Annotated in this window: 27 protein-coding genes; 8 read left to right on the plus strand and 19 right to left on the minus strand. The window is 64.2% G+C overall.

Going from position 1 to position 23,143, the window contains the following annotated elements; translation table 11 throughout:
* Positions 1–172 precede the first annotated feature (172 nt).
* Complete coding sequence (locus tag FXB41_RS33165) at positions 173–844, minus strand: response regulator (protein ID WP_007599462.1); 672 nt, start codon at positions 842–844, stop codon at positions 173–175.
* A 343-nt stretch (positions 845–1,187) separates the two neighbouring features.
* Between FXB41_RS33165 and FXB41_RS33170 the strand changes: the two genes are divergently transcribed.
* Entirely contained in the window at positions 1,188–2,813 is a 1,626-nt protein-coding gene (locus FXB41_RS33170; protein WP_198288262.1) for an MFS transporter, read from the plus strand.
* Between the two features lie 127 nt (positions 2,814–2,940).
* On the opposite strand, the gene FXB41_RS33175 is transcribed toward FXB41_RS33170, so the two are convergent.
* Together FXB41_RS33175 and FXB41_RS33180 are read right to left on the minus strand one after the other, a co-directional pair.
* On the minus strand, positions 2,941–3,420 hold the full coding sequence (locus tag FXB41_RS33175) for a secondary thiamine-phosphate synthase enzyme YjbQ (protein WP_219684772.1): 480 nt from the start codon (positions 3,418–3,420) through the stop codon (positions 2,941–2,943).
* A 135-nt stretch (positions 3,421–3,555) separates the two neighbouring features.
* Positions 3,556–4,092 carry a hypothetical protein gene (locus FXB41_RS33180; RefSeq protein ID WP_219684749.1) on the minus strand — a complete coding sequence of 179 codons (537 nt, stop codon included), beginning with the start codon at positions 4,090–4,092 and terminating at the stop codon, positions 3,556–3,558.
* 391 nt (positions 4,093–4,483) lie between these two features.
* On the opposite strand from FXB41_RS33180, the gene FXB41_RS33185 reads away from it, so the two are divergent.
* The 5 genes from FXB41_RS33185 (at position 4,484) to FXB41_RS33205 (ending at position 7,123) form a co-directional block, all read left to right on the plus strand.
* Complete coding sequence (locus tag FXB41_RS33185; protein WP_007599457.1) at positions 4,484–4,858, plus strand: AtpZ/AtpI family protein; 375 nt, start codon at positions 4,484–4,486, stop codon at positions 4,856–4,858.
* Between the two features lie 114 nt (positions 4,859–4,972).
* The gene (locus tag FXB41_RS33190; protein ID WP_007599455.1) at positions 4,973–5,722 is read left to right on the plus strand and encodes a F0F1 ATP synthase subunit A; all 750 of its coding nucleotides are present in this window, start codon (positions 4,973–4,975) and stop codon (positions 5,720–5,722) included.
* A gap of 53 nt (positions 5,723–5,775) precedes the next feature.
* A complete protein-coding gene (locus FXB41_RS33195) occupies positions 5,776–6,006 on the plus strand; it encodes a F0F1 ATP synthase subunit C (protein WP_007599451.1) in 231 nt (76 codons plus the stop codon).
* 59 nt (positions 6,007–6,065) lie between these two features.
* Entirely contained in the window at positions 6,066–6,632 is a 567-nt protein-coding gene (locus FXB41_RS33200; RefSeq protein WP_007599450.1) for a F0F1 ATP synthase subunit B family protein, read from the plus strand.
* A 5-nt stretch (positions 6,633–6,637) separates the two neighbouring features.
* Positions 6,638–7,123 (plus strand): F0F1 ATP synthase subunit B family protein, encoded by a 486-nt coding sequence (locus tag FXB41_RS33205; RefSeq protein WP_219684750.1) that lies wholly within the window; start codon positions 6,638–6,640, stop codon positions 7,121–7,123.
* Positions 7,124–7,338: 215 nt separating this feature from the next.
* Here FXB41_RS33205 and FXB41_RS33210 read toward each other — a convergent pair whose 3' ends face one another.
* The 5 genes from FXB41_RS33210 to FXB41_RS33230 all read right to left on the minus strand — a co-directional run bounded on the left by FXB41_RS33210 (position 7,339) and on the right by FXB41_RS33230 (position 12,649).
* Positions 7,339–7,995 carry a hypothetical protein gene (locus FXB41_RS33210; RefSeq protein WP_219684773.1) on the minus strand — a complete coding sequence of 219 codons (657 nt, stop codon included), beginning with the start codon at positions 7,993–7,995 and terminating at the stop codon, positions 7,339–7,341.
* A gap of 121 nt (positions 7,996–8,116) precedes the next feature.
* On the minus strand, positions 8,117–8,704 hold the full coding sequence (locus FXB41_RS33215; RefSeq protein WP_007599447.1) for a GNAT family N-acetyltransferase: 588 nt from the start codon (positions 8,702–8,704) through the stop codon (positions 8,117–8,119).
* A 40-nt stretch (positions 8,705–8,744) separates the two neighbouring features.
* Positions 8,745–10,034 (minus strand): M16 family metallopeptidase, encoded by a 1,290-nt coding sequence (locus FXB41_RS33220; protein ID WP_007599446.1) that lies wholly within the window; start codon positions 10,032–10,034, stop codon positions 8,745–8,747.
* Positions 10,031–11,449, minus strand: a complete 1,419-nt coding sequence (gene thrC / locus FXB41_RS33225; protein ID WP_219684751.1) for a threonine synthase — start codon at positions 11,447–11,449, stop codon at positions 10,031–10,033. The genes FXB41_RS33220 and thrC overlap by 4 nt, the downstream gene beginning before the upstream one ends.
* Positions 11,450–12,004: 555 nt before the next feature.
* A complete protein-coding gene (locus FXB41_RS33230; protein ID WP_007599443.1) occupies positions 12,005–12,649 on the minus strand; it encodes a response regulator transcription factor in 645 nt (214 codons plus the stop codon).
* Positions 12,650–12,734: 85 nt separating this feature from the next.
* On the opposite strand from FXB41_RS33230, the gene FXB41_RS33235 reads away from it, so the two are divergent.
* On the plus strand, positions 12,735–14,075 hold the full coding sequence (locus FXB41_RS33235) for a histidine kinase (RefSeq protein WP_219684752.1): 1,341 nt from the start codon (positions 12,735–12,737) through the stop codon (positions 14,073–14,075).
* 94 nt (positions 14,076–14,169) lie between these two features.
* Here FXB41_RS33235 and FXB41_RS33240 read toward each other — a convergent pair whose 3' ends face one another.
* The 9 genes from FXB41_RS33240 to coxB form a co-directional block, all read right to left on the minus strand.
* The gene (locus FXB41_RS33240) at positions 14,170–14,535 is read right to left on the minus strand and encodes a nuclear transport factor 2 family protein (RefSeq protein WP_007599441.1); all 366 of its coding nucleotides are present in this window, start codon (positions 14,533–14,535) and stop codon (positions 14,170–14,172) included.
* A 337-nt stretch (positions 14,536–14,872) separates the two neighbouring features.
* Entirely contained in the window at positions 14,873–15,625 is a 753-nt protein-coding gene (locus FXB41_RS33245) for an SURF1 family protein (RefSeq protein ID WP_219684753.1), read from the minus strand.
* Complete coding sequence (locus tag FXB41_RS33250; protein ID WP_007599438.1) at positions 15,622–16,023, minus strand: DUF983 domain-containing protein; 402 nt, start codon at positions 16,021–16,023, stop codon at positions 15,622–15,624. Before FXB41_RS33250 ends, FXB41_RS33245 begins: the two co-directional genes overlap by 4 nt.
* 99 nt (positions 16,024–16,122) lie before the next feature.
* Positions 16,123–17,019: a cytochrome c oxidase subunit 3 gene (locus FXB41_RS33255; RefSeq protein WP_219684754.1), complete on the minus strand. Its 897-nt coding sequence runs from the start codon at positions 17,017–17,019 to the stop codon at positions 16,123–16,125.
* Positions 17,020–17,097: 78 nt separating this feature from the next.
* Positions 17,098–17,748 (minus strand): cytochrome c oxidase assembly protein, encoded by a 651-nt coding sequence (locus FXB41_RS33260; protein ID WP_007599436.1) that lies wholly within the window; start codon positions 17,746–17,748, stop codon positions 17,098–17,100.
* Between the two features lie 5 nt (positions 17,749–17,753).
* Complete coding sequence (locus FXB41_RS33265) at positions 17,754–17,930, minus strand: cytochrome c oxidase system small membrane protein (protein ID WP_007599435.1); 177 nt, start codon at positions 17,928–17,930, stop codon at positions 17,754–17,756.
* Complete coding sequence (locus FXB41_RS33270; protein ID WP_219684755.1) at positions 17,927–18,871, minus strand: heme o synthase; 945 nt, start codon at positions 18,869–18,871, stop codon at positions 17,927–17,929. Before FXB41_RS33270 ends, FXB41_RS33265 begins: the two co-directional genes overlap by 4 nt.
* Before the next feature lie 60 nt (positions 18,872–18,931).
* Positions 18,932–20,557: a cytochrome c oxidase subunit I gene (ctaD, locus tag FXB41_RS33275; protein WP_007605061.1), complete on the minus strand. Its 1,626-nt coding sequence runs from the start codon at positions 20,555–20,557 to the stop codon at positions 18,932–18,934.
* A gap of 87 nt (positions 20,558–20,644) precedes the next feature.
* Positions 20,645–21,484 (minus strand): cytochrome c oxidase subunit II, encoded by an 840-nt coding sequence (gene coxB, locus FXB41_RS33280; RefSeq protein ID WP_007599432.1) that lies wholly within the window; start codon positions 21,482–21,484, stop codon positions 20,645–20,647.
* A gap of 448 nt (positions 21,485–21,932) precedes the next feature.
* On the opposite strand from coxB, the gene FXB41_RS33285 reads away from it, so the two are divergent.
* Positions 21,933–22,478 carry an invasion associated locus B family protein gene (locus FXB41_RS33285; RefSeq protein WP_007599430.1) on the plus strand — a complete coding sequence of 182 codons (546 nt, stop codon included), beginning with the start codon at positions 21,933–21,935 and terminating at the stop codon, positions 22,476–22,478.
* Positions 22,479–22,489: 11 nt separating this feature from the next.
* Here the strand turns inward: FXB41_RS33285 and FXB41_RS33290 are convergent, their stop codons facing one another.
* Both FXB41_RS33290 and FXB41_RS33295 read right to left on the minus strand, forming a co-directional pair.
* Positions 22,490–22,822 carry a DUF5615 family PIN-like protein gene (locus FXB41_RS33290; protein WP_219684756.1) on the minus strand — a complete coding sequence of 111 codons (333 nt, stop codon included), beginning with the start codon at positions 22,820–22,822 and terminating at the stop codon, positions 22,490–22,492.
* Entirely contained in the window at positions 22,819–22,965 is a 147-nt protein-coding gene (locus FXB41_RS33295; RefSeq protein ID WP_246754522.1) for a DUF433 domain-containing protein, read from the minus strand. The genes FXB41_RS33290 and FXB41_RS33295 overlap by 4 nt, the downstream gene beginning before the upstream one ends.
* Positions 22,966–23,143 lie beyond the last annotated feature (178 nt).

Raw genomic sequence — 23,143 nt, forward strand, 5'->3', positions numbered from 1 at the left:
AAGTGGAATATTTTTGCGGCGGCGGATTGACAGGGGGAGCGACACAGCAAGATCCGGTAGCCCGGATGGAGCGCAAGCGTAATCCGGGGTTTTCGCTAGCTAGCCGCACTAGCGGTCCCGGATGTCGCTTCGCTCATCCGGGCTACAGGCTGCGAGAGGCCCTCTTCCAGGCTCACCCCGTCGGGGTGCCCTGCTTCCACTGGCCGCCGGCGATCTTCGCGGCGGCGATCACGGCTTGGGTCCGGCTTTCGACGCCGAGCTTCTGCAGGATCGCGGAGACATGCGCCTTGATGGTGGCCTCGGAGACGCCGAGTTCATAAGCGATCTGCTTGTTGAGCAATCCCTCCGACAGCATCATCAGAACCCGGACCTGCTGCGGCGTCAGCGTCACCAGCCGGTCGCGCAGGCGCGTCATGTCGGGATCGGCGACCGCCGACAGATCGGTGTCGGCGGGAACCCAGACGTCGCCCTCCATCACCTTGAGGATGGCGTCGCGCAAGGTCTCGACGCCGAATCGCTTCGGAATGAAACCGGAGGCGCCGAAATCGAGCGAGCGGCGGATGGTGGCGCTGTCGTCGGACGCCGAGACGATCACCACCGGAATGGCCGGATATTGTGCGCGCAGATAGATCAGGCCGGAAAAGCCGGAGATCCCGGGCATCGAGAGGTCGAGCAGGATCAGGTCGACGTCGGAGGTCTGTTCCAAAAGTTTGGTCAGATCCTCGAACGATCCAGCCTCGTCGATCCTGGCCGAGCTCAGGACGCCCGCCACCGCCTGCCGCAGCGCGGCGCGGAACAATGGATGGTCATCGGCAATGACGAGATGGGTCGAGGGAGCGTTCATCGTTCTCTTGCTGGCAATCGCACCGGGCCAGTAGGCCGGCGCAGGGCCTTGGTCAATTGTTTCCCGACCAGCCGTGGCATGCAAGTGGACATTATCCCTTTGCGGCAACGGGGTTAATCCACAGGCCGGCACTATGTTGCCGGATGGAACGGCCGCGGCGTCAGGCGAGCGTCAGTGCGAAAGGCCGAAAGTCGTATTGGGGCGGGTTTCACGCCAATGTTACCTTGGGGGCAAGGCTTGGGTTGATCCGGCATGACCGGACATCCAGGGCGCGAGGAAACGATTTTTCGGGGAGCGACTCAACATGTCGACATTGGCTGTGTCTCAAGCAGGCGCGGGAGGGATGACGAAGGACGAACGGTTCGTCATTCTCGCCTCCTCGCTCGGTACCGTCTTCGAGTGGTACGATTTCTATCTCTACGGTTCGCTGGCTAGCATCATCGGTGCGCAGTTCTTCTCGGCCTATCCGCCGGCAACCCGCGACATCTTCGCGCTGCTGGCCTTCGCGGCGGGCTTCCTGGTGCGCCCGTTCGGCGCAATCGTGTTCGGCCGTGTCGGCGACATCGTCGGCCGCAAATACACCTTCCTCGTCACCATCCTGATCATGGGTCTGTCGACCTTCATCGTCGGCCTGCTGCCCAATGCGGCGACCATCGGCATCGCGGCCCCGATCATCCTGATCGCGCTGCGTCTCGCCCAGGGCCTGGCGCTCGGCGGTGAGTATGGCGGTGCGGCGACCTACGTCGCGGAGCATGCTCCGAACGGCAAGCGCGGCTACTACACCTCCTTCATCCAGACCACGGCGACGCTCGGCCTGTTCCTGTCGCTGCTGGTGATCCTGTTCACGCGCTCCGCGCTCGGCGAACCCGACTTCGCGGCATGGGGCTGGCGCATTCCGTTCCTCGTCTCCGTGCTGCTGCTCGGCGTCTCGGTCTGGATCCGGCTCCGCCTCAACGAATCCCCTATCTTCCAGAAGATGAAGGACGAGGGGAAGAGCTCGAAGGCCCCGCTGACGGAAGCCTTCGGCAACTGGCAGAACGGCAAGCTCGTGCTGCTGGCGCTGCTTGGCGGCGTGATGGGCCAGGGCGTGGTCTGGTACACCGGCCAGTTCTACGCGCTGTTCTTCCTGCAATCGATCCTCAAGGTCGACGGCTACACCGCCAACCTGCTGATCGCCTGGTCGCTCCTGCTCGGGACCGGCTTCTTCATCGTGTTCGGCATGCTCTCCGACAGGATCGGCCGCAAGCCGATCATCCTCGGCGGCTGTCTGATCGCGGCGCTGACCTTCTTCCCGATCTTCAAGATGATCACCACCAACGCCAACCCGGCGCTGGAAAAGGCGATCGAGTCGGTCAAGGTCGACGTCGTGGCGGATCCCGCAGGTTGCGGCGACCTGTTCAACCCGGTCGGCACCCGCGTCTTCACCTCGCCTTGCGACACCGCGCGTGCCTACCTGTCGCAATCCTCGGTCAAGTACTCGACCACGCCAGGTCCGGCCGGCTCCGGCGTGAAGGTGATGGTCAACGGCAAGGAAGTTGCCTACGCCAACGCCAAGGACGGCAATCCGGCAGTCCTCGCCGCCGTGCAGGCAGCCGGATATCCGAAGGCCGGCGATGCGGGCATCGTGAAGATGGCGCATCCGTTCGACATCTTCCGTCCGCAGGTGGCGGCGGTTGTCGGACTGCTGTTCGTCCTGGTGATCTTCGTCACCATGGTGTACGGCCCGATCGCCGCGATGCTGGTCGAACTGTTCCCGACCCGCATCCGCTACACCTCGATGTCGCTGCCCTACCATATCGGCAACGGCTGGTTCGGCGGCCTGCTGCCGGCGACCGCCTTCGCCATCGTGGCCTCGACGGGCGATATCTATGCGGGCCTCTGGTATCCGGTCATCTTCGCGTCGATTACCGTCGTGATCGGCTTGTTCTTCCTGCCGGAGACCAAGGACGTCGACATCAAGTCGACCTGATCGACGCAGATCGAGATCAACACCAACCGGCCGCGGTCTCCGCGGCCGGTTTTGTTTTGAACTCCGGATTCTTTGTTTTGACGCGTTTTCTTGACGCGAACCGGGATCCACTTCGCTCGAAAACGCTCTAGTGATTGCTGCCGAGGAATTGCAGCACCACCTCGCGCCGGTGCGGGCGGGCGCGATGCTCGATCAGATAGATCGCCTGCCAGGTGCCAAGCGCCAGCCTGCCGTTCAGCACCGGCACCTGGAGCGATGTCCCCGTCAGCATGGTTTTGATATGCGCCGGCATGTCGTCCGGCCCTTCGGTGTCGTGAGTCCAGCCCGCATCTTCATCGTCGGGCGCGAGCCGCGCCAGCACCGTAGTGAGGTCGACCAGCACCGACGGGTCGGCATTCTCCTGGATTGTCAGAGACGCCGAGGTGTGACGGATGAACAGCGTGAGCACGCCGTCCCGCGCATGAACGTCGGCGATGAACCGCGCCGCCTCGGCGGTGAGGTCGCTGAAGCCGCACCCCGGCGTCTGCACGGTCAGCAGCGAAGATGCGATGGTGGTGGCCGGCCCTGACGACGGCGCCGAGCGCGAGATGGATTTGGCTGATGTCATCATCATCACTCTCAATTCGGAAAGCTGCCGTAGGGTGGGCAAAGCGAAGCGTGCCCACCGACTCACTCAACGGAGACGCAAATGGTGGGCACGGCGCTTCGCGCCTTTGCCCACCCTACGGCATCTCACCACGCGCTAAATCTTCCCCGAGACGTCCTTCTGCACGCGGTTGGCCATGTCGATCAGGCGACGCCAGGCTTTTTCCAGGAACGACATCACGCGATCGACGTCCTGGTCGCTCGGCAGCGGGATCTCGATCCTGCGCTCGCCCTCGGCGGCCCTTGGTTCTCGTGCTTGCGGCTCCGCCTTCTTGAGCGGATCGGTTTTCGGCAGCGCCTCGTCGATCTTGCCTGACACGGTCGGCCCCGCCGCAAGCCGTTCCTTCAGCATCTCGACTTCGGCCTGGAGCCTGCCGATCTCGGCGTCGAGCGCGGTACGTTCATCGGGTACCGCGTAGCAGGCCCAGCCGGCGCCGCTCCGGGTGCAGGTCGACACGGTGCCGGTGCGGCTGTCGAGCCGCAGCACGCCCTCGGGGATGGGGGTCATGCTGTAGCGGCCGTTTTCGCTGTCGGGCGCGGATTGCGCGGCAAGGCAGCCGACGCTGATGGCCATCGCCGCGGCGAACGCCGCCGCCGCAAGCCGTGATGCTGGGGATGAATTCGCTGGTCTCATCGCGTTCTCCGCCACGACGCGCCGGTCGCACGTCCAAAGATGGCGCTCATAAAGGTGGCACGTCTCGCAAATGCTACACCCCGGCGAGGCGATCCGCCGCCCAAAACGCGCCTTTGACATGAACGATCGCGAGGCCCCCTTTGATCCCGGCAGCCGGGCGAAATGGCGACTGCGTTCGCCGATCCAGCGGAGACCTGCTGCGGTGCGGCGTCACGCTGTGTGCAGCGCTGCCGCTCGCGCCAATATTTCCAAATAAATCAGATACATAACGGGAATGGACACAATCGTGACTTGGCTTGACTTGATTATGGGCCATCAGTATGGTCCGCGCGGCTTTTGAGGGTGGCGGGCGCAATTTCCATTCAGCCGCGGCGTTTCGGGTCTTCGTTGCATGACACAGGGCACGGGACACGGCGAGAATGGAGATCGCGATAGATCGCCCGAGGAAGCTGCGCTTTCCGATCGGCTCGGAAATCTTGATCAGCGGTTGTCCGAATTTCGCGGCCGCCACGTCAAGACCGAGCAACCCGCAGGTGACGGTGAAGACAGAGCGGCCAGAGCCTCGGCGATGGCGCTTGGTTTCCGGTTATCCTCCGAGTTGGTCGCCGGGGTCGTTGTCGGAGCGGGGATTGGCTGGGGTTTCGACCGCTTGCTGTCGACGTCGCCTTTCGGATTCATCGTGTTCCTGCTGCTGGGCTTCGTCGCCGGCGTGGTGAATGTGGTGAGAACGGCAGGCGCGGGTCAAAACAGGCGCGGTGGTTCTTAAGCGATCCACTCCAGGAGAGGAATGATCGTGCCGGCTTGAGCCGGTACGGGCCGGGCCCGACCGGCAGACCGAGACCCGCCGGCATCGCCCGGCAGACCAAGAGATGCCGCGCTGATGAAAATCGATCCGATCCACCAGTTCAACATCGAGCCTCTCTTCACCCTGGGCCATATCGGCAACCACACGATCGCCTTCACCAATTCGTCGCTCTACATGCTGGTGGCGGTCGCGATCATCTCGATCCTGATGCTCGCCAGCGGCACGCAGCTGGTTCCCGGGCGCCTGCAGTCGGTCGCCGAGATCTCCTACGAGTTCGTGGCCTCGACCATCCGCTCGACGGCCGGCTCGGAAGGCATGAAGTTCTTCCCGCTGATCTTCTCGCTGTTCATGTTCATCTGCGTTTCGAACCTGGTCGGCATCATTCCCTACACCTTCACGATCTCGAGCCATCTGATCGTCACCGCGGCCCTCGCGCTGCTGGTCTTCTTCACGGTGCTGATCTACGGCATTGCCAAAAACGGCCTGAAATTCTTCTCGATCTTCGTGCCCCACGGCGTCCCCGGCTACATCCTGCCGCTGGTGATGTTCATCGAGATCCTGTCGTTCTTCCTGCGGCCGGTCTCCCACAGCGTCCGTCTGTTTGCCAACATGCTGGCCGGCCACATCGCGCTGAAGGTGTTCGCGGGCTTCGTCGCCATGCTCGGCTTCTCGCTCGGCGCCCTTGGCTGGGTCGGCGGCGTGCTGCCGCTGGCGCTCACGGTCGCGCTTTACGCTCTCGAGATTCTGGTCGCATTCCTGCAAGCCTATGTGTTTGCGATCCTGACCTGCATCTACCTCAACGACGCCATTCATCCGGGACACTGAGCGGTCCGGGGAATTTCCACCCAAAACCCAATCTTTCTTCCAAGGAGTCTAAAATGGATCCGGCAGCAGCAAAACTTATCGGCGCGGGCATCGCATGCATCGGCATGGGCGGCGCGGGCGTCGGCGTCGGCGTGATCTTCGGCAACTACCTCGCCGCAGCCGTTCGCAACCCCTCGGCCGCTCAGGGCCAGTTCGGCAATCTGATCTTCGGCTTCGCCGTGACCGAAGCGCTCGGCATTTTCTCGCTGCTGATCGCGCTGCTGCTGCTGTTCGTTCCGCTCTGAGGACGATTTTCGCGCCGCTTCAGCCGAAGCGACGCGCATGACAGCAACAGGAGTACTCCATGGCTGAAAGTCATGGCGGCGCAAAAGGTCCGGCGGCGGGCGCTCACACCGAGGCTGACGGTGGTCACCACGGTGGCGGTTTTCCGCCGTTCGAGAGCAGCACCTATGCTTCGCAGCTGGTGTCGCTCGCGATCTTCTTCGTCGCGCTTTACGTGATCGTGTCCAAGCTCGCTCTGCCGCGCGTCGGCGGTGCGATCGAGGCGCGTCAGAACAAGATCGAGGGCGACCTCGCCGAAGCGCAGAAGCTGAAGGACCAGTCCGAAGCGGCGCTGAAGGCCTATGATAGCGAGCTTGCTTCGGCACGCTCGCGCGCGCAGGCCATCGGCAACGAATCCCGCGACAAGGCGAATGCGCAGGCGGACGCCGAGCGCAAGGCTTTGGAAGAGCAATTGGCGGCCAAGCTCGCCGAGGCGGAGAAGACCATCGCCTCGACCCGTGCGACCGCCATGAGCAACGTCCGCGGCATCGCGGCCGATGCGGCAGGCACCATCGTGCAGCAGCTCACCGGCGTGGTTCCGGACGCGGCATTGGTCAATGCCGCCGTTGATGCGTCCTTGAAGGGTTAATCGATATGTTCTTCGATCCTGAAACCTGGGTCGCCATCGCCTTCGTGATCCTGATGGTCGGGTTCGGCTATCTCGGTGTCTTCAAGAAGGCCATGACTGCGCTCGACCATCGCGCCGATCGCATCAAGGCCGAGCTCGACGACGCGACGCGCCTCAAGCAGGAAGCCGCCAAGGTACTCGCCGACTACAAGGCGCGCACCGCCTCGGCCGAACGCGAGGCCGCCGACATCATCGCCAACGCGAAGAGCGAAGCCGAGCGCATCGCCACCGAGGCCAGGGCCAAGGTGGAAGATTTCGTCGCTCGCCGTACCAAGACCGCGGAGGGCAAGATCGCGCTCGCCGAGGCCCAGGCGGTGGCCGATGTCCGCGCCGCAGCCGCCGAAGCCGCCGTCCAGGCCGCCTCCACCATCCTGTCGCAGTCGGTCAGGGGCCAGGTCGCCGACGATCTGCTCGCCAAGGGCATCACCGAAGTCAGGCAGAAGCTGAACTGAGGGGCTTCGCCTTCACCCATCAAAAAGCCGGTGCGATGAGCGCCGGCTTTTTTGTTGGTATGGCTTCTTCCCGTGTCCCGGACGCGGCGCAGCGTGTAACGCTGCTCCGCAGAGCCGGGACCCATGCCTCACACGATAACGCTGACCGCAACATGGGCCCCGGCTCTGCGTCGCACCGCTGCGCGCCTGCGCCGCGTCCGGGGCACGAGACCGCCCTACTTCTTCTTCACCCGCGCCTTCGGCTCGGGCGACAGCGCCTGCGGATCGAAGCCGACATAGAAGATATAGCTATCGGCGTCCTTGGCCGAAGGCATCGGATAGACCAGATCCTCGGCCACGAAGGTGAACGGCACGCTGCCGCCCTCCGACATTCCGACCGTGGTCCGGTAGGCCTTGGAAGCGATCACCTTCTCGCCGACGCCGCCCTGCACCACGGCGACGCGCAGCGGCACCTCGACGGTCGCAGGCGCGCCGGCGGGACCGGCAATGACGCGGCCCTGGATGCCGATCCGGGCCGTGATATCGCCGCCATTGCGGGCGCATTCGCGCGCCATCTTGGTGATGGTGGCCTGAAAGCGGATCTCGTTGCCGACGGCCGGCTTGCCGGTGGCACCGACCGCATAGGTGGAGGCTCCGGCACGCACCGTGACCTGCGGGCAATCAAGATCGTCATCGGCCGCCGGCTGGCCTGGCGCAGGTGCCGGCTTGGGTTGAGCCGGCTCGTCCGACTTGCCGCCGAACAGGCCCTTGAATCGATCGGTCAGCGACTGCGCCGCAACCGGCGAGACGGAGACGAGCGCAACCGACAACGCCAGCGCGACCGCTGCCCCCCGCCGCAACGCATTCCGCGATGACCGAAGCTCCTGCACCATCAACACCCACACTCCATGACAACATCACGGCCGATCACCGGCCGGGTTGCGCCGTTATATCGTCAAAACCGGCGAACCCAAGGCAGGCACACAGGAGACTTTGGTCACATCAACGAACGGCTCAGCCGCGGAAATCCTCGTGCAGCAGGCCGAACAACAAATGGTCCTGCCAGACCCCGTTGATACAGAGATAGCGGCGCGCCAGCCCCTCGCGCGAGAAACCGCACTTCTCCAGCACCCGGATCGAGGGCGCATTGGTCGGGATGCAGGCCGCCTCGACCCGGTGCAGATTGAGCTCGCCGAACAGCGTCGGCAGCAGCACACGCAGCGCGGCCGTCATGTAGCCGCGCTGAGCGTGGGGCTTCCCGACCCAATAGCCGATGGTGCCGGCCTGGACGATGCCGCGGCGGACATTGGCGAGCGTGATGCCGCCGACCATGGCGCCGTCGAGCTCCCGGAAGATCAGAAAGGGATAGGACCGGTCCGCGGCGATGTCCTCGGAATAGCGGCGCAGGCGACGGCGGAAACCGGAGCGCGTGAGATCGTCCGATGGCCAGATCGGCTCCCAGGGCGTCAGGTAATCGCGGCTGGACTCGCGCAGATGGGCCCACTGCAGGAAGTCCGACATCTGCGGCGCGCGTAGCAACAGGCCGTTGCCGCGCGGCGCGAGAGCGGCGGGTCCACTGGATGGCAGGCGAAAGAGGGCCATGGTGATGCTTCCCGGGGGCGGATCAACCCGTGCGCGGCTCCTAATGCAGCCGCGCCTTGGCGCGTGCCCGGGTCAATCCTTCCGCAAAAGACACCGCCGTGTCCAGACCCCTGCCACTGCCTAATGCGACAACCGCAGGGCGGCTGCGCGAAAGCAGTGCACGCGCCGCATCCCGGGTCGATTCGACGCTGACGGCGTCGATCCGGGCCACCAGCTCCTCGGCGGTCTGGGGCCGGCCATAGGCCAGCACATGCCGGGCGAGCTGCTCGGCACGGGACGAGCAGCTCTCCAGCGCCATCAGCAGCCCCGCCTTCATCTGCGCCTTCGCCCGCGCGATCTCGACCTCGGTCAGGGTCTCGACCGAATCGTTCATGATGTCGACCACGACCTCCATCATCTCGGGCGCGTCGGCCGGATCGGTGCCGGTGTAGAGGCCGAAGAAGCCGGTGTCGGTATAGGGGGCGTGGAACGAGTAGATCGAGTAACAGAGGCCGCGCTTCTCGCGCACCTCCTGGAACAGCCGCGATGACATCCCGCCGCCGAGGATGTTGGTGAAGACCTGGAGCGAGAACAGCGACAGATCGGTCTGCGGCACGCCCTCCAGCGCCAGCGTCAGATGCGCCTGTTCGAGCTCGCGATGCACCACCTTGGTGCCGCCCTTGCCGAACTGCGCGGGTTGCGGCTTGGGACCCGCTGTCCCCTCAAAACTGGCAAAGCGCTGCTCGACCTCGGCGACCACCTGCTTGTGATCGACCGCCCCGGCGGCCGCCACCACCATGTCCGGCCCGCGGTAATGCGTCGACAGATAGTCGCGCAGCGAGTCGCGGCTGAAGGCACGCAAGGTCTTCGCGGTGCCGAGCAGCGAACGGCCCATCGGCTGGTCGGGATAGCAGAGCTCGTTGAGGTGCTCGAACACGACGTCGTCAGGCGTGTCCTGCGCCGCGCCGATCTCCTGCACGATGACGTTCTTCTCGCGCTCGAGCTCGTCGGGCTCGAAGGCCGGATTGGCCAGGATGTCAGCGAGCACGTCGAGCGCGAGCGGCACGTCAGCCTTCAGCACCCGCGCATAATAGGACGTGGTCTCGGTCGAGGTGCCGGCGTTGAGGTCGCCGCCGACCGCCTCGATCTCCTCGACGATCTCGCGCGACGAGCGCTTCGTCGTGCCTTTGAACGCCATATGTTCCAGGAGATGCGAGATGCCGTGCTCGTTGGGCTTCTCGTCGCGCCCGCCGACGCCGGCCCAGACGCCAAGCGCCGCGGTCTCGAGATGGGGCATCTTGTCGGTGACGACGGTCAGGCCGGACGCAAGCTTGGAAATCTCGACGCTCATCCGGCAACTCCCTGTTTCGCGGCGCGGCTGACCGACAGCACGAACCGCTCGACCTCGGCCTGGTCGTTCTTCATCACCTTCATGTGTTCGGATTTGGTCATCAGACCATCGAGCCAGGCCGGCAGTTGCGGCCGCTGGCCGCAGGCCGCTTCGACCGCATCGGGGAATTTGGCCGGATGCGCGGTGGACAGCACGATGCTGGGAACCGTCCTGTCCGTGGTGTCGCGGTCGGCGACCGCAAGCGCGACCGCAGTGTGGGGGTCGACCAGTTCGCCCGCCTCGCGCCAGGCGGCGCGGATCGCGGCCGCGGTCTCGGTCTCGTCAGCCCGGCCTGCGTCGAATCCCTCGCGGATCGCGGCCAGCGTCGCATCGGGCAGCACGAAGCGGCCGGATTGCTTCAGCGAATCCATCAGACGGCGCACGCCGGCGGCATCGCGCCCGCCAGCTTCGAACAGCAGCCGCTCGAAATTCGAGGAGATCTGGATGTCCATCGACGGCGACGCCGTCGCGTGGACCTCGCGCACCTCGTAGATCCCGGTCTTCAGCGTGCGCGCCAGGATGTCGTTGACGTTGGCGGCGATGCCCAGGGTCCGCACCGGAAGACCCATGCGCTTGGCGACATAGCCGGCAAAGATGTCGCCGAAATTGCCGGTTGGCACGACGAAGTCCACCGCGCGCGCGGGTGCGCCGACGGCAACGGCGGAGGTGAAATAGTAGACCACTTGGGCGACGATGCGCGCCCAATTGATGGAATTGACACCGGACAGCGAGATCGCATCGCGGAAGCGATGGTTGTTGAACATCGCCTTCACGATGGCCTGGCAATCGTCGAAATTGCCCTCGACGGCGAGCGCATGGACGTTGGCCGCGCCCGTCGTCGTCATCATCCGCCGCTGCACCTCGGAGATGCGGCCATGCGGGAACAGCACCATGAGATCGACATTTTCGAGCCCTGCGAACGCGTCGACCGCAGCACCGCCGGTGTCGCCCGAGGTCGCGACCACGATGGTGGTGCGCTGGCCGCGCTTGGCGAGCACGTGGTCCATCAGCCGCGAGATCAGCTGCATCGCCACGTCCTTGAAGGCGAGCGTCGGACCGTGGAACAGCTCAAGCACAAACTGGTGCGGCGCCATCTGGCGCAGCGGCACCACCGCCGGATGGCGGAAGGTGGCGTAGGCCTCGTTCGCCATGCGGCCGAGCTCGGCGTCCGAGATCTCGCCGGCGACGAAGGGGCGGATCACCTCGACCGCGACCTCCCAATAGGGACGACCGAAGAAGCCGGCGATGGCGTCAGGCGAGAGTTGCGGCCAAGTGGCCGGCACATACAGGCCGCCGTCGCGGGCGAGCCCGGTCAGCATCACGTCGCAGAAGCCGAGTTCGGGGGCCTCGCCCCGGGTCGAGATATAACGAGTCAAACTGCCCTCCAAAGGCCGGCCGAGCCTGGGCTCGATCCGCAAGCCTTTGATTTTACGAAATTACTTGTTAACAGCCAGAGGCTTTGGGCCACCATAAAGTGTTTTGCGGCATCAGGAAACCGCTTCGCGCCTGGGGCCATTCAAGGAAAAAGGCTGCCAACGAAAAGGGCTGCGGCAATGCCGCAGCCCTCTCTTGGAAGGTCTGTCGTTGTGTGCAGACCGGTTTGGCCTCTTGGGGTCACCGACCCGCAAAAACTGTTCGCGCAAGCTTTCGTCGGCTGTCACGACATCGTCAAGGGACAAAACGGGATGTGCGAGAAAATGTTCCTGTTTTTCCCGACACGCTTCGGCGCGGGCAAACGTTCGCGAGCGGTCTTGCGTCACGCACTGCCATTATATCCCGAACGATCGGACAGTTCGGGAACGAACGATGGCTGCGCTCATTGTGTCGGCGGATGGTATCGGCGCTATCCATGCATTGCCCGGCTGAGCGCCGAGACCGGTCCGCCCGCCGAACCGGCAGCATCCTGGAGCAGCCGGTTCGGCGCCCGGGCGTCAGTTCATCCCGATTTCCACCGCGATCCGGATCAGGTCGGAATGGTTCTTGGCACCGAGCTTCTGCTTGAGTAGGGAGGTGGTGTTGGCGACGGTCTTGTAGGAGATACCGAGCGCCTCGGCGACCTCCACGATCTTGTCGCCTCGACCCAGCAGGCGAAGAATCTCGAGCTCCCGCGGCGTCATCTGCGAGGCAGGATTGGCCTTGATGGCCGCGCCGGAAAACGTCACGGCTTCCGCGAGCTGCGGTGAGATGAAATTGTCGCCCGCAACCACCTTGCGCACCGCCTTGAGCAGGATCCGGGGATCGTCGCCCTTTGAGACGTAGCCCTGCGCCCCAAGCTCGACCGCCCGCACCACGAAGGCCGGATCGTCGTTCATGCTGAACATGATGATCTTGGCGTCAGGATCGTCCTTACGAATGCGCCGCATCAGTTCAAAGCCGGAGACGTCGGGCAGGCTGATGTCGATCACAGTGACGTCGGGCCGCTTGCTGACATAGGCGCGATGCCCGGATTTGGCGTCGGTCGCCTCGTCGATCCGGATCGAATGGTCGGTGGCGAACAGGGTGCGGCAACCGGACAGCACCACGGGATGGTCGTCGACAATCAGGACGCGGGTCGCCGGCTTGGCAGTATCTTGCATTGTAATTCTCTAGTTTTTCGACTCATAAACCGACGGGAACAAATGGAAAGAGCAAAATCCCCTGACGCGCGTTAGAATTGACCTAATGTGGCAACGCTTCTCGTTCAGGACCCAACTGTTTCTGCCGCTCGGCTTGAGCTTCCTCGCCGCGCTGATCATGGGCGGCGTGCTGCTCCAAACCTTCGCGACCGGCCAACTGGCGGACGAGAACGAGCCGGGGCGGCGTTCGATTCAGACCATTGCCGCCGCGCTCAACAACACCCTGCGCACCTCGAACAACCCGCGGCAGACGCTCGACGCCTTTGTCCATTCTCTGGACACCTCCTCCGATATCCAATTCCGTGCCGTGGAGACGGGTCCAGCGTCCTCAGCGAGGGGCGGCCTGCGCAAGCCGCATGGCGTACCGCAATGGTTTGTCGACCTGCTCACCATTCCGGACATGGACGCGGCGGCTCCGGTGACGATCGGCGGCCAGCGTGTCGGCGATCTCGTCTTCCTGCCGGACCTGTCGGCCGACCTGTTCGAGAAGTGGATCGGCTTTCTCGCGCTGACCATCCTCGTTGCCGTGCTGATGGTGCTCACCGGCACCATTGCCTATGTTTTCGCGGGATCGGCCCTGCGCCCGCTGCAAGATCTCGGCGAAGGACTCACGCGGATGCGGCGCGGCGACTACGCAACGCCGATCCCGGTCAGAGGACCGCCGGAAATCCGGCAAAGCTGCGAGGAGGCCAATGCGCTGGCCGAAACGCTGGCGCAATTGAGCCAGGACAATCGCGACCTGCTGCATCGGCTGGTGTCGCTCCAGGACGACGAGCGGCGCGATCTCGCGCGCGAACTGCACGACGAACTCGGTCCGCTGCTGTTCAGCATCCGCGCCGGCACGATCGCATTGGCCGACGCCTCGCCCCCGGCGGGAAATCCCGGCAGTTCGGCGCAGGATGTGTTGCAATCGGTCGAGGCGCTCCAGCAGACCAACCGCCGCATCCTCGACCGGTTGCGACCGCTCTACATCGAGGAATTGGGTCTGGAGACCACCGTGCAGACGCTGCTCCGGAATTTTCGCAAGCAGGCGCCGTCTATCGACCTGACGGACACGATCGATCCGGATCTCAACGCGATCGGCGGGCCGCTGGCTCAGACCGTCTATCGCGTGATTCAGGAGGCGCTGACCAACGTGCTGCGTCATGCCGGCGCCAGCAATGCCCATGTGCAGGCGACCTTCGCCGGGGAGACGGTCGTCATCGAGATTTCCGACGATGGCGGCGGCTTTCCCGAAGGTAATGTGTTCGGCCGCGGCCTGACCGGCATGCATGAGCGCGTGCGCGCACTCAGCGGATCGCTGTCACTGCTGCGCGTGGACGACAGGACTTATGTGCGCTGCCGCCTTCCCGCCGAGCCGGCACGCGAGGCGCCGGTCACCGGCTAGAGCCTTTTCGAGCGAAGTGGATACCAGTTCGCGTGAAGAAAACGCGTCAAAACAGAATCTGGTGTTCGGTTCTGACTTAATCAGGACGGAAACTCTAGCACGCCCAGCCAAGCTGCGCGTTCTGTCGCGCCGGCTCGCACAGCGTGGTGCGGATCTTGCCGTCCGGACTAAAACAAAACGAGGCGCGGAAGCGTAGCGCGCCGGCGACGGAATATTCGAGATCGACGCCGTGTGGCGCAGGATGGATTTCCTCCAGCCCGAAACCGACCGACGAGAAAGCGCTGAGCCGCGGCTGCCAATAGGCTTCGAGCTCGCTCCGGCCGCGATAGCGCTGCGTGCCGTTGCACGTGCATTCGACGTGGGCGTCGTCCGCATAGAGGTCGAGGAGCGCCGCGAGGTCGCCCTTCCTGCAGGCATCCACCCAGTCGACGACAATTCCCATCTGGTCGAAATCGCTCACGCTGCAATCCTGTCGGCCGCGGAAAAACGATGGCGGCTTAGGACCACACTCGTGAATGTGCGCTGAATGGTAAACCCCGGGCGATACCGGGTTCCCTGGCAGGGCTGTCGCATATGAAGAAATATATTCGACTGCGGCCATCCTTCGAGACGCCCGCCTGCGGCGGGCCCTCAGGATGAGGGATGAGTATGCGGCAGCATTTCAACGCGGATGGATGCAGCTGAGCCTCATCCTGAGGAGGCCGCGAAGCGGTCGTCTCGAAGGATGAGGCGTTCGCTCTGGCGCCGCCAGACGTCATATGCGATAGCCTTGGGTTTCCTGAGTGGATCTACGGAGCTCAGCCCCGTCGCCGCCCTCTTGCCCAAACGGCGAAGGCGATGAGCACGGCGCCTGCAAGCGTGAACCAGGTGATGGCGTATTGCAGGTGATCGTCCTTGAGATGCACGTCGAGCGGCCCCGGCCGCGGAATGCCGTTCTCGGGCGCGGGCTGCTCGAGGTCGACATAGAACGGCGCAACCGCGCCCCAGCCCAGCGCGCTCGCGATCGCCACGTGATCGCGCACGAACCACAGCCGCTTGTCGCGGTTCGCCGCCGGGGTCAGCCAGCCAGGTGCCTCGGGGAAGCGCAGATAGCCGGTGAACGAGACCGCCTGGCCCGTGACGAGCTTCTTGACCGCGCGATCCTCGACGCTGCGATCCTGCATGGTATTTTCGACGAAGCCCGCATCGATCACCACCGTCTCGCCGCTCGGCAGCCGCGCCGGCAGGAACGCCCAGGTGCCGGGGCCTGACGCATCCTTGCGTACGGCGGATCCGGGGGAATAGACCATCGCATCAGGCAACGGCGCATAGGTCGCGGTAAAGCTGACACGGCGGAATTCATCGCGCGCGGGGCTTAGCGCGGCCCATCGCGCCGGCGGCGGCAGAGCGACCGGTGCCTCCGCGAGACGCTCGGTGAGTGCGGCGATCAGCTCGTGCTTGGCGATGCGGCGCTGCAATTGCCAGATACCGAGCACGATGCAGACCGCAGTCAGGAATAGCGTGAACAGCGCGAAGCCGGCCACGCGGGGCTTGCGCGCGGTCTCGTTCATTTCGCGCGGTCGACCAGCCGGCCCGGTGCCGCCTTATGGTGGAATTGCAGCGCGATCAGCAGCGACTTCATGGCGCGCAACGGCAGCAGGGTGGTCGCAAGGATCAGCGGCAGCCACAGCACCGCATGCAGCCAATACGGCGGCTGGTACTTGACCTCGACGACGAGCGCGCAGCCGACCACGATCGCACCGGCCAGCATGATTATGAAGATCGCCGGACCGTCACCGGAATCGATGAAGGCGTAGTCGAGGCCGCAATGCTCGCAGGACGGCGCAAGCGTCAGGAAGCCTGCATAGAGCTTGCCCTGGCCGCAGCGCGGGCATTTGCAGGCAAGCCCGCGCAGCGCGCTCTGCAGGACGGTGGCTTGCGACTCGGACGTGTCGTCGGCTTTGTTCATGATGACAGGGTCTATCACAGTTTCTGCCGAAACCCCTGCGCGCAGAAAAGCAAAAGGGCGGCCCCGGGGCCGCCCTTTCTCGATCCGAAGTCAGCCCGCTCAGTGCGCGCCGTGGGCCATGGTCTCGGCGCCGTGTCCCCAGACATAGATGCAGAGGAACAGGAACAGCCAGACCACGTCGACGAAGTGCCAGTACCAGGCGGCGAACTCGAAGCCGAGATGCTGGGTCGGCGTGAAGTGGCCGGCATAGGCGCGGAACAGGCACACCAGCAGGAAGATGGTGCCGACCAGCACATGAAAACCGTGGAAGCCGGTCGCCATGAAGAAGGTCGCGCCGTAGACGTTGCCGCCGAAGGAGAATGCCGCGTGGCTGTACTCATAGGCCTGCACGCAGGTGAAGAGCGCGCCGAGCACGACGGTGAGGATCAGGCCATACTTCAGGCCCTGGCGATCGTTCTCGAGCAGCGCATGGTGGGCCCAGGTCACCGTGGTGCCGGAGGTGAGCAGGATCAGCGTGTTGAGGAGCGGCAGATGCCAGGGATCGAAGGTCTCGATGCCGTGCGGCGGCCAGGTGCCCGGCACGGCGCAGGCGCCGGCCGCAGTCCCGAGACCACAGCCGAACACCGCATCGCGGGTGGCGTGGACGGCGTCGGCCGGGAATAGCGCCGCGTTGAAATAGGCCCAGAACCAGGCGACGAAGAACATCACCTCCGAAGCGATGAACAGGATCATGCCGTAGCGGTGATGCAGCTGCACGACGCGGGTGTGGTCACCCTTGTACTGGGCTTCCCGGATCACGTCGCCCCACCAGCTCGTCATGGTGTAGAGCACACCGACGGTGCCGACACCGAAGATGATCGGCGCAGCCGAGAACATGTGGTGCATCCAGGTGATCGCGCCGACCGCCATGATGAAGGCGGAGATGGAGCCGACGACGGGCCATGGCGAGGGATCGACCAGGTGGTAGTCGTGATGCTTGGTGTGCGCCGTTGCCATTTGCGGTCTCGCTCCTCAATCCCGTGCCTGTCAGGCACTTATCCCCTTATGTCCAACCCCGGCGCGTGAGCCCGGAGATCAGAGATTTCCCTTGCGTTTGTCGTCTTCGCTGGCCGCGAGCGGCTTCACCACCGGATCCTTCACCGGATAGAACGTGTAGGACAGCGTGATCGTGTTGAGACCGTCGTTCTCGTGGTCGTCGGCAATCGACGGATCGACGTAGAACACGACCGGCATCTCTCGCTTCTCGCCCGGCGCCATGGTCTGCTCGGTGAAGCAGAAGCAGTTGATCTTCTGGAAATAGGATCCGACCGTCAGCGGCGCGACATTGTAGGCGGCCTGGCCTGCGGTGGTCCGCGCGGCCCGGTTGGTCACCGTGTAGAAGACGGTCACGACCTGGCCGATATTGACCTCGATCTCGCTCTGCTCGGGCTCGAACTTCCAGGGCAGGCCGGGCGCGACGTTGGAATCGAAGCGCACCGCGATCTTTCGTGCGATCGGACCGCTGGCCGGCGCCGAGGTCGCGACCTGGGTCGTGCCGTTGAAGCCGGTGGCGCGGCAGAACCAGTTGTAGAACGGCACCGCCGCGTAGGAGGCGCCGACCATCAGCGCGACCACGCCGCCGCAGATCGAGGCGACCACCACGTCGCGGCCAAGCCCTTTGGAAGGCCTGCGGCCTTTGGCGGCCGTCCGGCTCTGATCCTGCGATATGGTCGGCTTCTGATCCATGTTTCCTACATCGGCCGGACGAGCACGGCCGGCCCCTTGACCATGGTGACGGCGAAGAACAGCACCACGAGCACGCCGAGCGCGAGTGCGATCGCGATCGAGCGCTGGCGACGGCTCTTCTTCTGCGCCTCGGTGAGGACGATTCCGTCTATCTCGGGTTTGTCGGCCATTCCTGCGATCATGCGCCCCCTACCATCGGCGCGAGCGCCCGGAACACGACCTCGGCCAGCAAGGTCGCAAACAGCGCGAACAGATAAAGGATGGAGAACGCGAACAGCTTGCGGGTCGCCCGCAGCGATTGGCTACGCTCGCGACGCACATAGACGTTGACGGCGAACGCCAGCATGCCGGCGCCGAGGATCAGCGAGACGATGCCATAGATGGCGTCGAAATAGCCGAGCGCCCAGGGCGCAGCAGCGACCGCGATCAGCACGATGGTATAGAGCAGGATCTGAAGCCGGGTTGCGTCGGGGCCGGCGACGTTGGGCAGCATCGGAATGCCGGCGCGCGCGTAATCGTCGGAGCGGAACAGCGCCAGCGCCCAGAAGTGCGGCGGCGTCCAGAAGAAGATGATGGCGAACAGCAGCAGCGGCTCGACGTCGACCGTGCCGGTGACCGCGGCCCAGGCCACCACTGGCGGCAGCGCGCCGGCGGCACCCCCGATCACGATGTTCTGCGCGGTCCAGCGCTTCAGACCGATCGTGTAGATCACGACGTAGAAGAAGATGGTGAAGGCGAGCAGCGCGCCCGCGATCCAGTTGACCAGGATGCCGAGCGTCATCACCGAGAAGAAGGCGAGCGTCATGCCGAAGGTCATCGCCTCGGGGCGGGTGATGCGGCCGCGCGGAATCGGCCGGTTCGCCGTGCGCGACATCTTGGCGTCGATGTCGCCTTCGAGCGCCATGTTGAGCGCGCCGGACGCGCCGGCGCCGACGGCGATGCAGAGCAGCGAGGTGATGGCCAGCACCGGGTGAAAATGCCCGGGTGCCATCGCCATTCCGACCAGCGCGGTGAAGATCACCAGCGACATCACCCGCGGCTTCAGGAGCGCGATGTAATCGCCAACCTCCGCTTCGGAGATGCGGGGATTGATGTCGACGGCGTTGTGGTCGAGGACGGACACTAGACTGACTCGCTTGGTTGTCGAGCCGCGGCGCCCGTCACGGGCGCCGCGAGCATTGGCTTACTGCACGCGGGGCAGCACTTCGAACTGGTGGAAGGGCGGCGGCGAGGGCAGCGTCCATTCCAGCGTGGTCGCACCTGCACCCCACGGATTGTCGCCAGCCGGCACCTTCTTCGCGAAGGCGTCGATCACGCAGTAGAGGAAGATCAGCACGCCGAAGCCGGAGATGTAAGAGCCGACCGACGAGACCAGATTCCAGCCCGCGAACGCGTCGGGATAATCGACATAGCGGCGCGGCATGCCCGACAGCCCGAGGAAGTGCTGCGGGAAGAACACCAGGTTCACGCCGATGAAGGTGACCCAGAAGTGCGCCTTGGCGAGCCCTTCATTGTACATGTAGCCCGACATCTTCGGGAACCAGTAGTACCAGCCGGCGAAGATACCGAACACCGCACCGAGCGACAGCACGTAATGGAAATGCGCGACGACGTAGTAGGTCTCCTGGAGCACGCGGTCGACGCCGGCATTCGCCAGCACCACGCCGGTGACGCCGCCGACGGTGAACAGGAAGATGAATCCCACCGCCCAGATCATCGGCGCGCGGAACTCGATCGAGCCGCCCCACATCGTGGCGATCCACGAGAAGATCTTCACGCCGGTCGGGACCGCGATGACCATCGTGGCGGCGACGAAATAGGCCTGCGTCGCCGAGGACATGCCCACCGTGTACATATGGTGCGCCCACACCACGAAGCCGATGCCGCCGATCGCGACCATGGCGTAGGCCATGCCGAGATAGCCGAACACGGGCTTGCGCGAGAAGGTCGAGACGATCTGGCTGACCATGCCGAAGGCGGGCAGGATCAGGATGTACACTTCGGGGTGACCGAAGAACCAGAACAGATGCTGGAACAGCACGGGATCGCCGCCGCCTTCGGGGTTGAAGAACGTCGTGCCGAAATTGCGGTCGGTGAGCAGCATCGTGATCGCACCGGCGAGCACCGGCAGCGACAACAGCAGCAGGAACACCGTCACCAGGATCGACCACACGAACAGCGGCATCTTGTGCAGGGTCATGCCCGGCGCGCGCATGTTGAAGATGGTGGTGATGAAGTTGATGGCGCCGAGGATCGAGGAGGCGCCTGCCAGATGCAGCGACAGGATCGCGAAGTCGACGGCCGGGCCCGGATGGCCCGAACTCGACAGCGGCGCGTACATGGTCCAGCCGGCGCCGACGCCGTTGGCGCCCGGCTCGCCCTCGACGAAGGTCGACATCAGCAGCAGCGCGAACGAGGCCGGCAGCAGCCAGAACGAGATGTTGTTCATGCGCGGGAACGCCATGTCGGGCGCGCCGATCATCAGCGGCACGAACCAGTTGCCGAAGCCGCCGATCATCGCAGGCATGACCATGAAGAAGATCATGATCAGACCGTGGGAGGTCACGAACACATTGTAGGTGTGCGTCTCGTGGAAGATCTGCACGCCCGGATACATCAGCTCGGCACGGATCGCGATCGACATCGCGGCGCCGATGACGCCGGCGATGACCGCGAAGATCAGGTACATCGTGCCGATGTCCTTGTGGTTGGTCGAATAGACGTAGCGCCGCCATCCGGTCGGATGGGCGTGCTCGTCATGTCCGTGGTCTTGCGCGTGATCGCCGTGTGCCGCTGCGCTCGTTGCCATTTTCTAATCCTGCCTTGCGTCCCGATCGGACCTCTGGAGGTCCCGCCTTATGTCGCTTTCAGTTTCCTCGAACCCTTCGCCCGGCGCTCACTGCGTCGGGCCGGCCGTGGAGGCGTAGGTGCTGGTGCCGCCGCTCGCGTACTTCTTCTTCGCCGTCTCGACCCAGGAGGCGAACTCCTGGTCGCTCACCACGCGGATGGCGATCGGCATGAAGGCGTGGTCCTTGCCGCACAATTCCGAGCACTGGCCGTAGAACATGCCGGTCTTGGTGGCCTTGAACCAGGTCTCGTTGAGCCGGCCCGGAATGGCGTCGATCTTGACGCCGAAGGACGGCAGCGCAAAGGCATGAATCACGTCGGCCCCGGTCACCTGAACCCGGACCACCTTGTTGACGGGCACCACCATCTCATTGTCGACGCCGAGCAGGCGGGGCTGCTTGTCCTGGGCCATCAGCGAGTCGAACTCGAACTTGCCGTTATCAGGATAGGCGTAGGACCAGTACCACTGCTTGCCGGTCGCCTTGATGGTCAGATCCGCCTTCGGCACGTCGAGCTCGAGGAACAGGAGTCGGAACGACGGCACCGAGATACCGACCAGAATCAGCACCGGAACGAGCGTCCACGCCACCTCGATCAGCGTGTTGTGCGTGGTCCGCGACGGCACCGGATTGGCTCGCGCGTTGAACTTCACGACCACGATCACGAGCAGCGCCAGAACGAACAGCGTGATCAGCGTGATCAGCACGAACAGGAAATTGTGAAACCAGACGATATTGTCCATCACCGGGGACCCGGACTGCTGCAGCGTCCACTCCCACGCAGCCGGTTGCCCGAGCTCGGCAAATGCCGCACCGCCCGTCGCCAGCGTCAGACCCGCTACGGCCAATCCCAGCAAGTGCCGGCCCACCGGGCCCATCGACATCTTCATGCCGTTCGCGCTCCCCTAACGAAATCACCCCAAGTGCATTCCCCTATTTTCGGGAAACGCTTTATTCGATCCCCCCGTCTGACAAACCGCCGCGCAAGAATACCTCTAAGAGGAATTGGGGCCAGATCGCTAGAACGCCGAAATCAAGCCTCTCAAACCATAATTCTTGATCTATCGCAATGCAGTCTTGAGCCTCGTCTGTCAGCCATCACCCGCAAGATATTTCCTAGTAACATCAGACAAAAATACCATTTCCCGGGATGCTGCCGCTTGACAGCGGAATTGCCCGCGGTAGGCACTGGCGGACAGCCGCACAGGAACCTGATTCGTGCGGGCGACGGCGGCCGTGGCGGCGTGGAATTTGCTTGCGAATCGCCTTCAAGACGCCGTCATTCCCGTATCAGTCCGCCGGGTGCGAGCGACCCAGGCGAGCAGAGGGACCGACCCGATGGGGTTTTCGAGATCCATGGCAAGGCGGGCTAAAAGCCAGGCTGGCGGCCTCACGATGCTGGCTGCCCTGCTGGCGGCGGTCGTCGTCCTGGCGCTTCCGGGCCTCGCCCATGCGCAGGGCGCGGTGCGCTCCGTCCATGGCGACTGGCAGATCCGCTGCGACACCCCGCCCGGCGCCCAGTCCGAGCAATGCGCCCTGATCCAGAGCGTGGTGGCCGAAGACCGCTCCAACGCCGGCCTGACCGTGATCGTTCTCAAGACCGCCGACCAGAAGAGCCGCCTGATGCGGGTCGTCGCCCCCCTCGGCGTTCTCCTGCCCTCCGGCCTCGGCCTCAAACTCGACAACCAGGATGTCGGCCGTGCCGGCTTTGTCCGCTGCCTGCCCAATGGCTGCGTCGCCGAAGTCGTCATGGACGACAAGCTGCTCGGCCAGCTCCGCACCGCCAAGACCGCGACCTTCATCATCTTCGAGACCCCGGAAGAAGGCATCGGCTTCCCGCTCAGCCTGAACGGGCTCGGCGAGGGATATGACAAGCTGCCATAGGCTCTAACGGCCTAATAAATCGCAAGGCAGGCAGTGCTGTCATCGCTCTCGAAAGACTCAATCGTCCGCGCGTGCCGGCGAAGCAGAGCCGCAATCGTCGCGGTCGTTTGATTGCCCGCCCGAAGCCAAATCACTTTGGGTGGAGAGCCCAACAGGCCCGCCAGCTCGGCAAAATCGACGTCCTGGGTCACAATCGCGAAACCATTTGCCTTCGCAAACTCCCAAAGCGCACCGTCGGCGACTTCGGACAGACCATGAGACCGGACGTGACTCGAACCCGGAAAAAGGTCGGCGATCATCTGGCAAAGTTTGAAGCTGAGGTTCTGATCGAACGGCAACCTCATATCGGTGCGGTCACCAATCGCCTCTCGCGGTCGGCGGCATAGGCCAGGCAAGCGCGGATATCGTCCTCGGTCAGTTCGGGGAAGTCGTCGAGGATTTGAGCGTGGGTCTGGCCAGCAGCCAGCCAGCCGAGCACATCTGCCACAGCGATCCGCTGTGGCGGATGCAGGGTCGCCCACCGCGTTTGCCAGGTTCAATCGAGATGATATCTCGGTAATTCATGAAACTAGCATAGCACCGATCGGCATCCGCGTCAGGGCCCCTTACTCCCGTGCCAATCCTATCGTTTCCGTAATGTGACGGCCAAGCCCCTCGCGGAACTG

Origin of the sequence: Bradyrhizobium canariense, from assembly GCF_019402665.1 — a bacterium.
GTDB lineage: Bacteria > Pseudomonadota > Alphaproteobacteria > Rhizobiales > Xanthobacteraceae > Bradyrhizobium > Bradyrhizobium canariense.

Bases quoted from the DNA above. Each gene is read 5' to 3' on its own strand.
- FXB41_RS33165 (WP_007599462.1), bottom strand. From the start codon at position 844: ATGAACGCTCCCTCGACCCATCTCGTCATTGCCGATGACCATCCATTG.
- FXB41_RS33170 (WP_198288262.1), top strand. From the start codon at position 1,188: ATGACGAAGGACGAACGGTTCGTCATTCTCGCCTCCTCGCTCGGTACC.
- FXB41_RS33175 (WP_219684772.1), bottom strand. From the start codon at position 3,420: ATGACATCAGCCAAATCCATCTCGCGCTCGGCGCCGTCGTCAGGGCCG.
- FXB41_RS33180 (WP_219684749.1), bottom strand. From the start codon at position 4,092: ATGAGACCAGCGAATTCATCCCCAGCATCACGGCTTGCGGCGGCGGCG.
- FXB41_RS33185 (WP_007599457.1), top strand. From the start codon at position 4,484: ATGACACAGGGCACGGGACACGGCGAGAATGGAGATCGCGATAGATCG.
- FXB41_RS33190 (WP_007599455.1), top strand. From the start codon at position 4,973: ATGAAAATCGATCCGATCCACCAGTTCAACATCGAGCCTCTCTTCACC.
- FXB41_RS33195 (WP_007599451.1), top strand. From the start codon at position 5,776: ATGGATCCGGCAGCAGCAAAACTTATCGGCGCGGGCATCGCATGCATC.
- FXB41_RS33200 (WP_007599450.1), top strand. From the start codon at position 6,066: ATGGCTGAAAGTCATGGCGGCGCAAAAGGTCCGGCGGCGGGCGCTCAC.
- FXB41_RS33205 (WP_219684750.1), top strand. From the start codon at position 6,638: ATGTTCTTCGATCCTGAAACCTGGGTCGCCATCGCCTTCGTGATCCTG.
- FXB41_RS33210 (WP_219684773.1), bottom strand. From the start codon at position 7,995: ATGGTGCAGGAGCTTCGGTCATCGCGGAATGCGTTGCGGCGGGGGGCA.
- FXB41_RS33215 (WP_007599447.1), bottom strand. From the start codon at position 8,704: ATGGCCCTCTTTCGCCTGCCATCCAGTGGACCCGCCGCTCTCGCGCCG.
- FXB41_RS33220 (WP_007599446.1), bottom strand. From the start codon at position 10,034: ATGAGCGTCGAGATTTCCAAGCTTGCGTCCGGCCTGACCGTCGTCACC.
- FXB41_RS33230 (WP_007599443.1), bottom strand. From the start codon at position 12,649: ATGCAAGATACTGCCAAGCCGGCGACCCGCGTCCTGATTGTCGACGAC.
- FXB41_RS33235 (WP_219684752.1), top strand. From the start codon at position 12,735: ATGTGGCAACGCTTCTCGTTCAGGACCCAACTGTTTCTGCCGCTCGGC.
- FXB41_RS33245 (WP_219684753.1), bottom strand. From the start codon at position 15,625: ATGAACGAGACCGCGCGCAAGCCCCGCGTGGCCGGCTTCGCGCTGTTC.
- FXB41_RS33250 (WP_007599438.1), bottom strand. From the start codon at position 16,023: ATGAACAAAGCCGACGACACGTCCGAGTCGCAAGCCACCGTCCTGCAG.
- FXB41_RS33255 (WP_219684754.1), bottom strand. From the start codon at position 17,019: ATGGCAACGGCGCACACCAAGCATCACGACTACCACCTGGTCGATCCC.
- FXB41_RS33260 (WP_007599436.1), bottom strand. From the start codon at position 17,748: ATGGATCAGAAGCCGACCATATCGCAGGATCAGAGCCGGACGGCCGCC.
- FXB41_RS33265 (WP_007599435.1), bottom strand. From the start codon at position 17,930: ATGATCGCAGGAATGGCCGACAAACCCGAGATAGACGGAATCGTCCTC.
- ctaD (WP_007605061.1), bottom strand. From the start codon at position 20,557: ATGGCAACGAGCGCAGCGGCACACGGCGATCACGCGCAAGACCACGGA.
- coxB (WP_007599432.1), bottom strand. From the start codon at position 21,484: ATGAAGATGTCGATGGGCCCGGTGGGCCGGCACTTGCTGGGATTGGCC.
- FXB41_RS33285 (WP_007599430.1), top strand. From the start codon at position 21,933: ATGGGGTTTTCGAGATCCATGGCAAGGCGGGCTAAAAGCCAGGCTGGC.
- FXB41_RS33290 (WP_219684756.1), bottom strand. From the start codon at position 22,822: ATGAGGTTGCCGTTCGATCAGAACCTCAGCTTCAAACTTTGCCAGATG.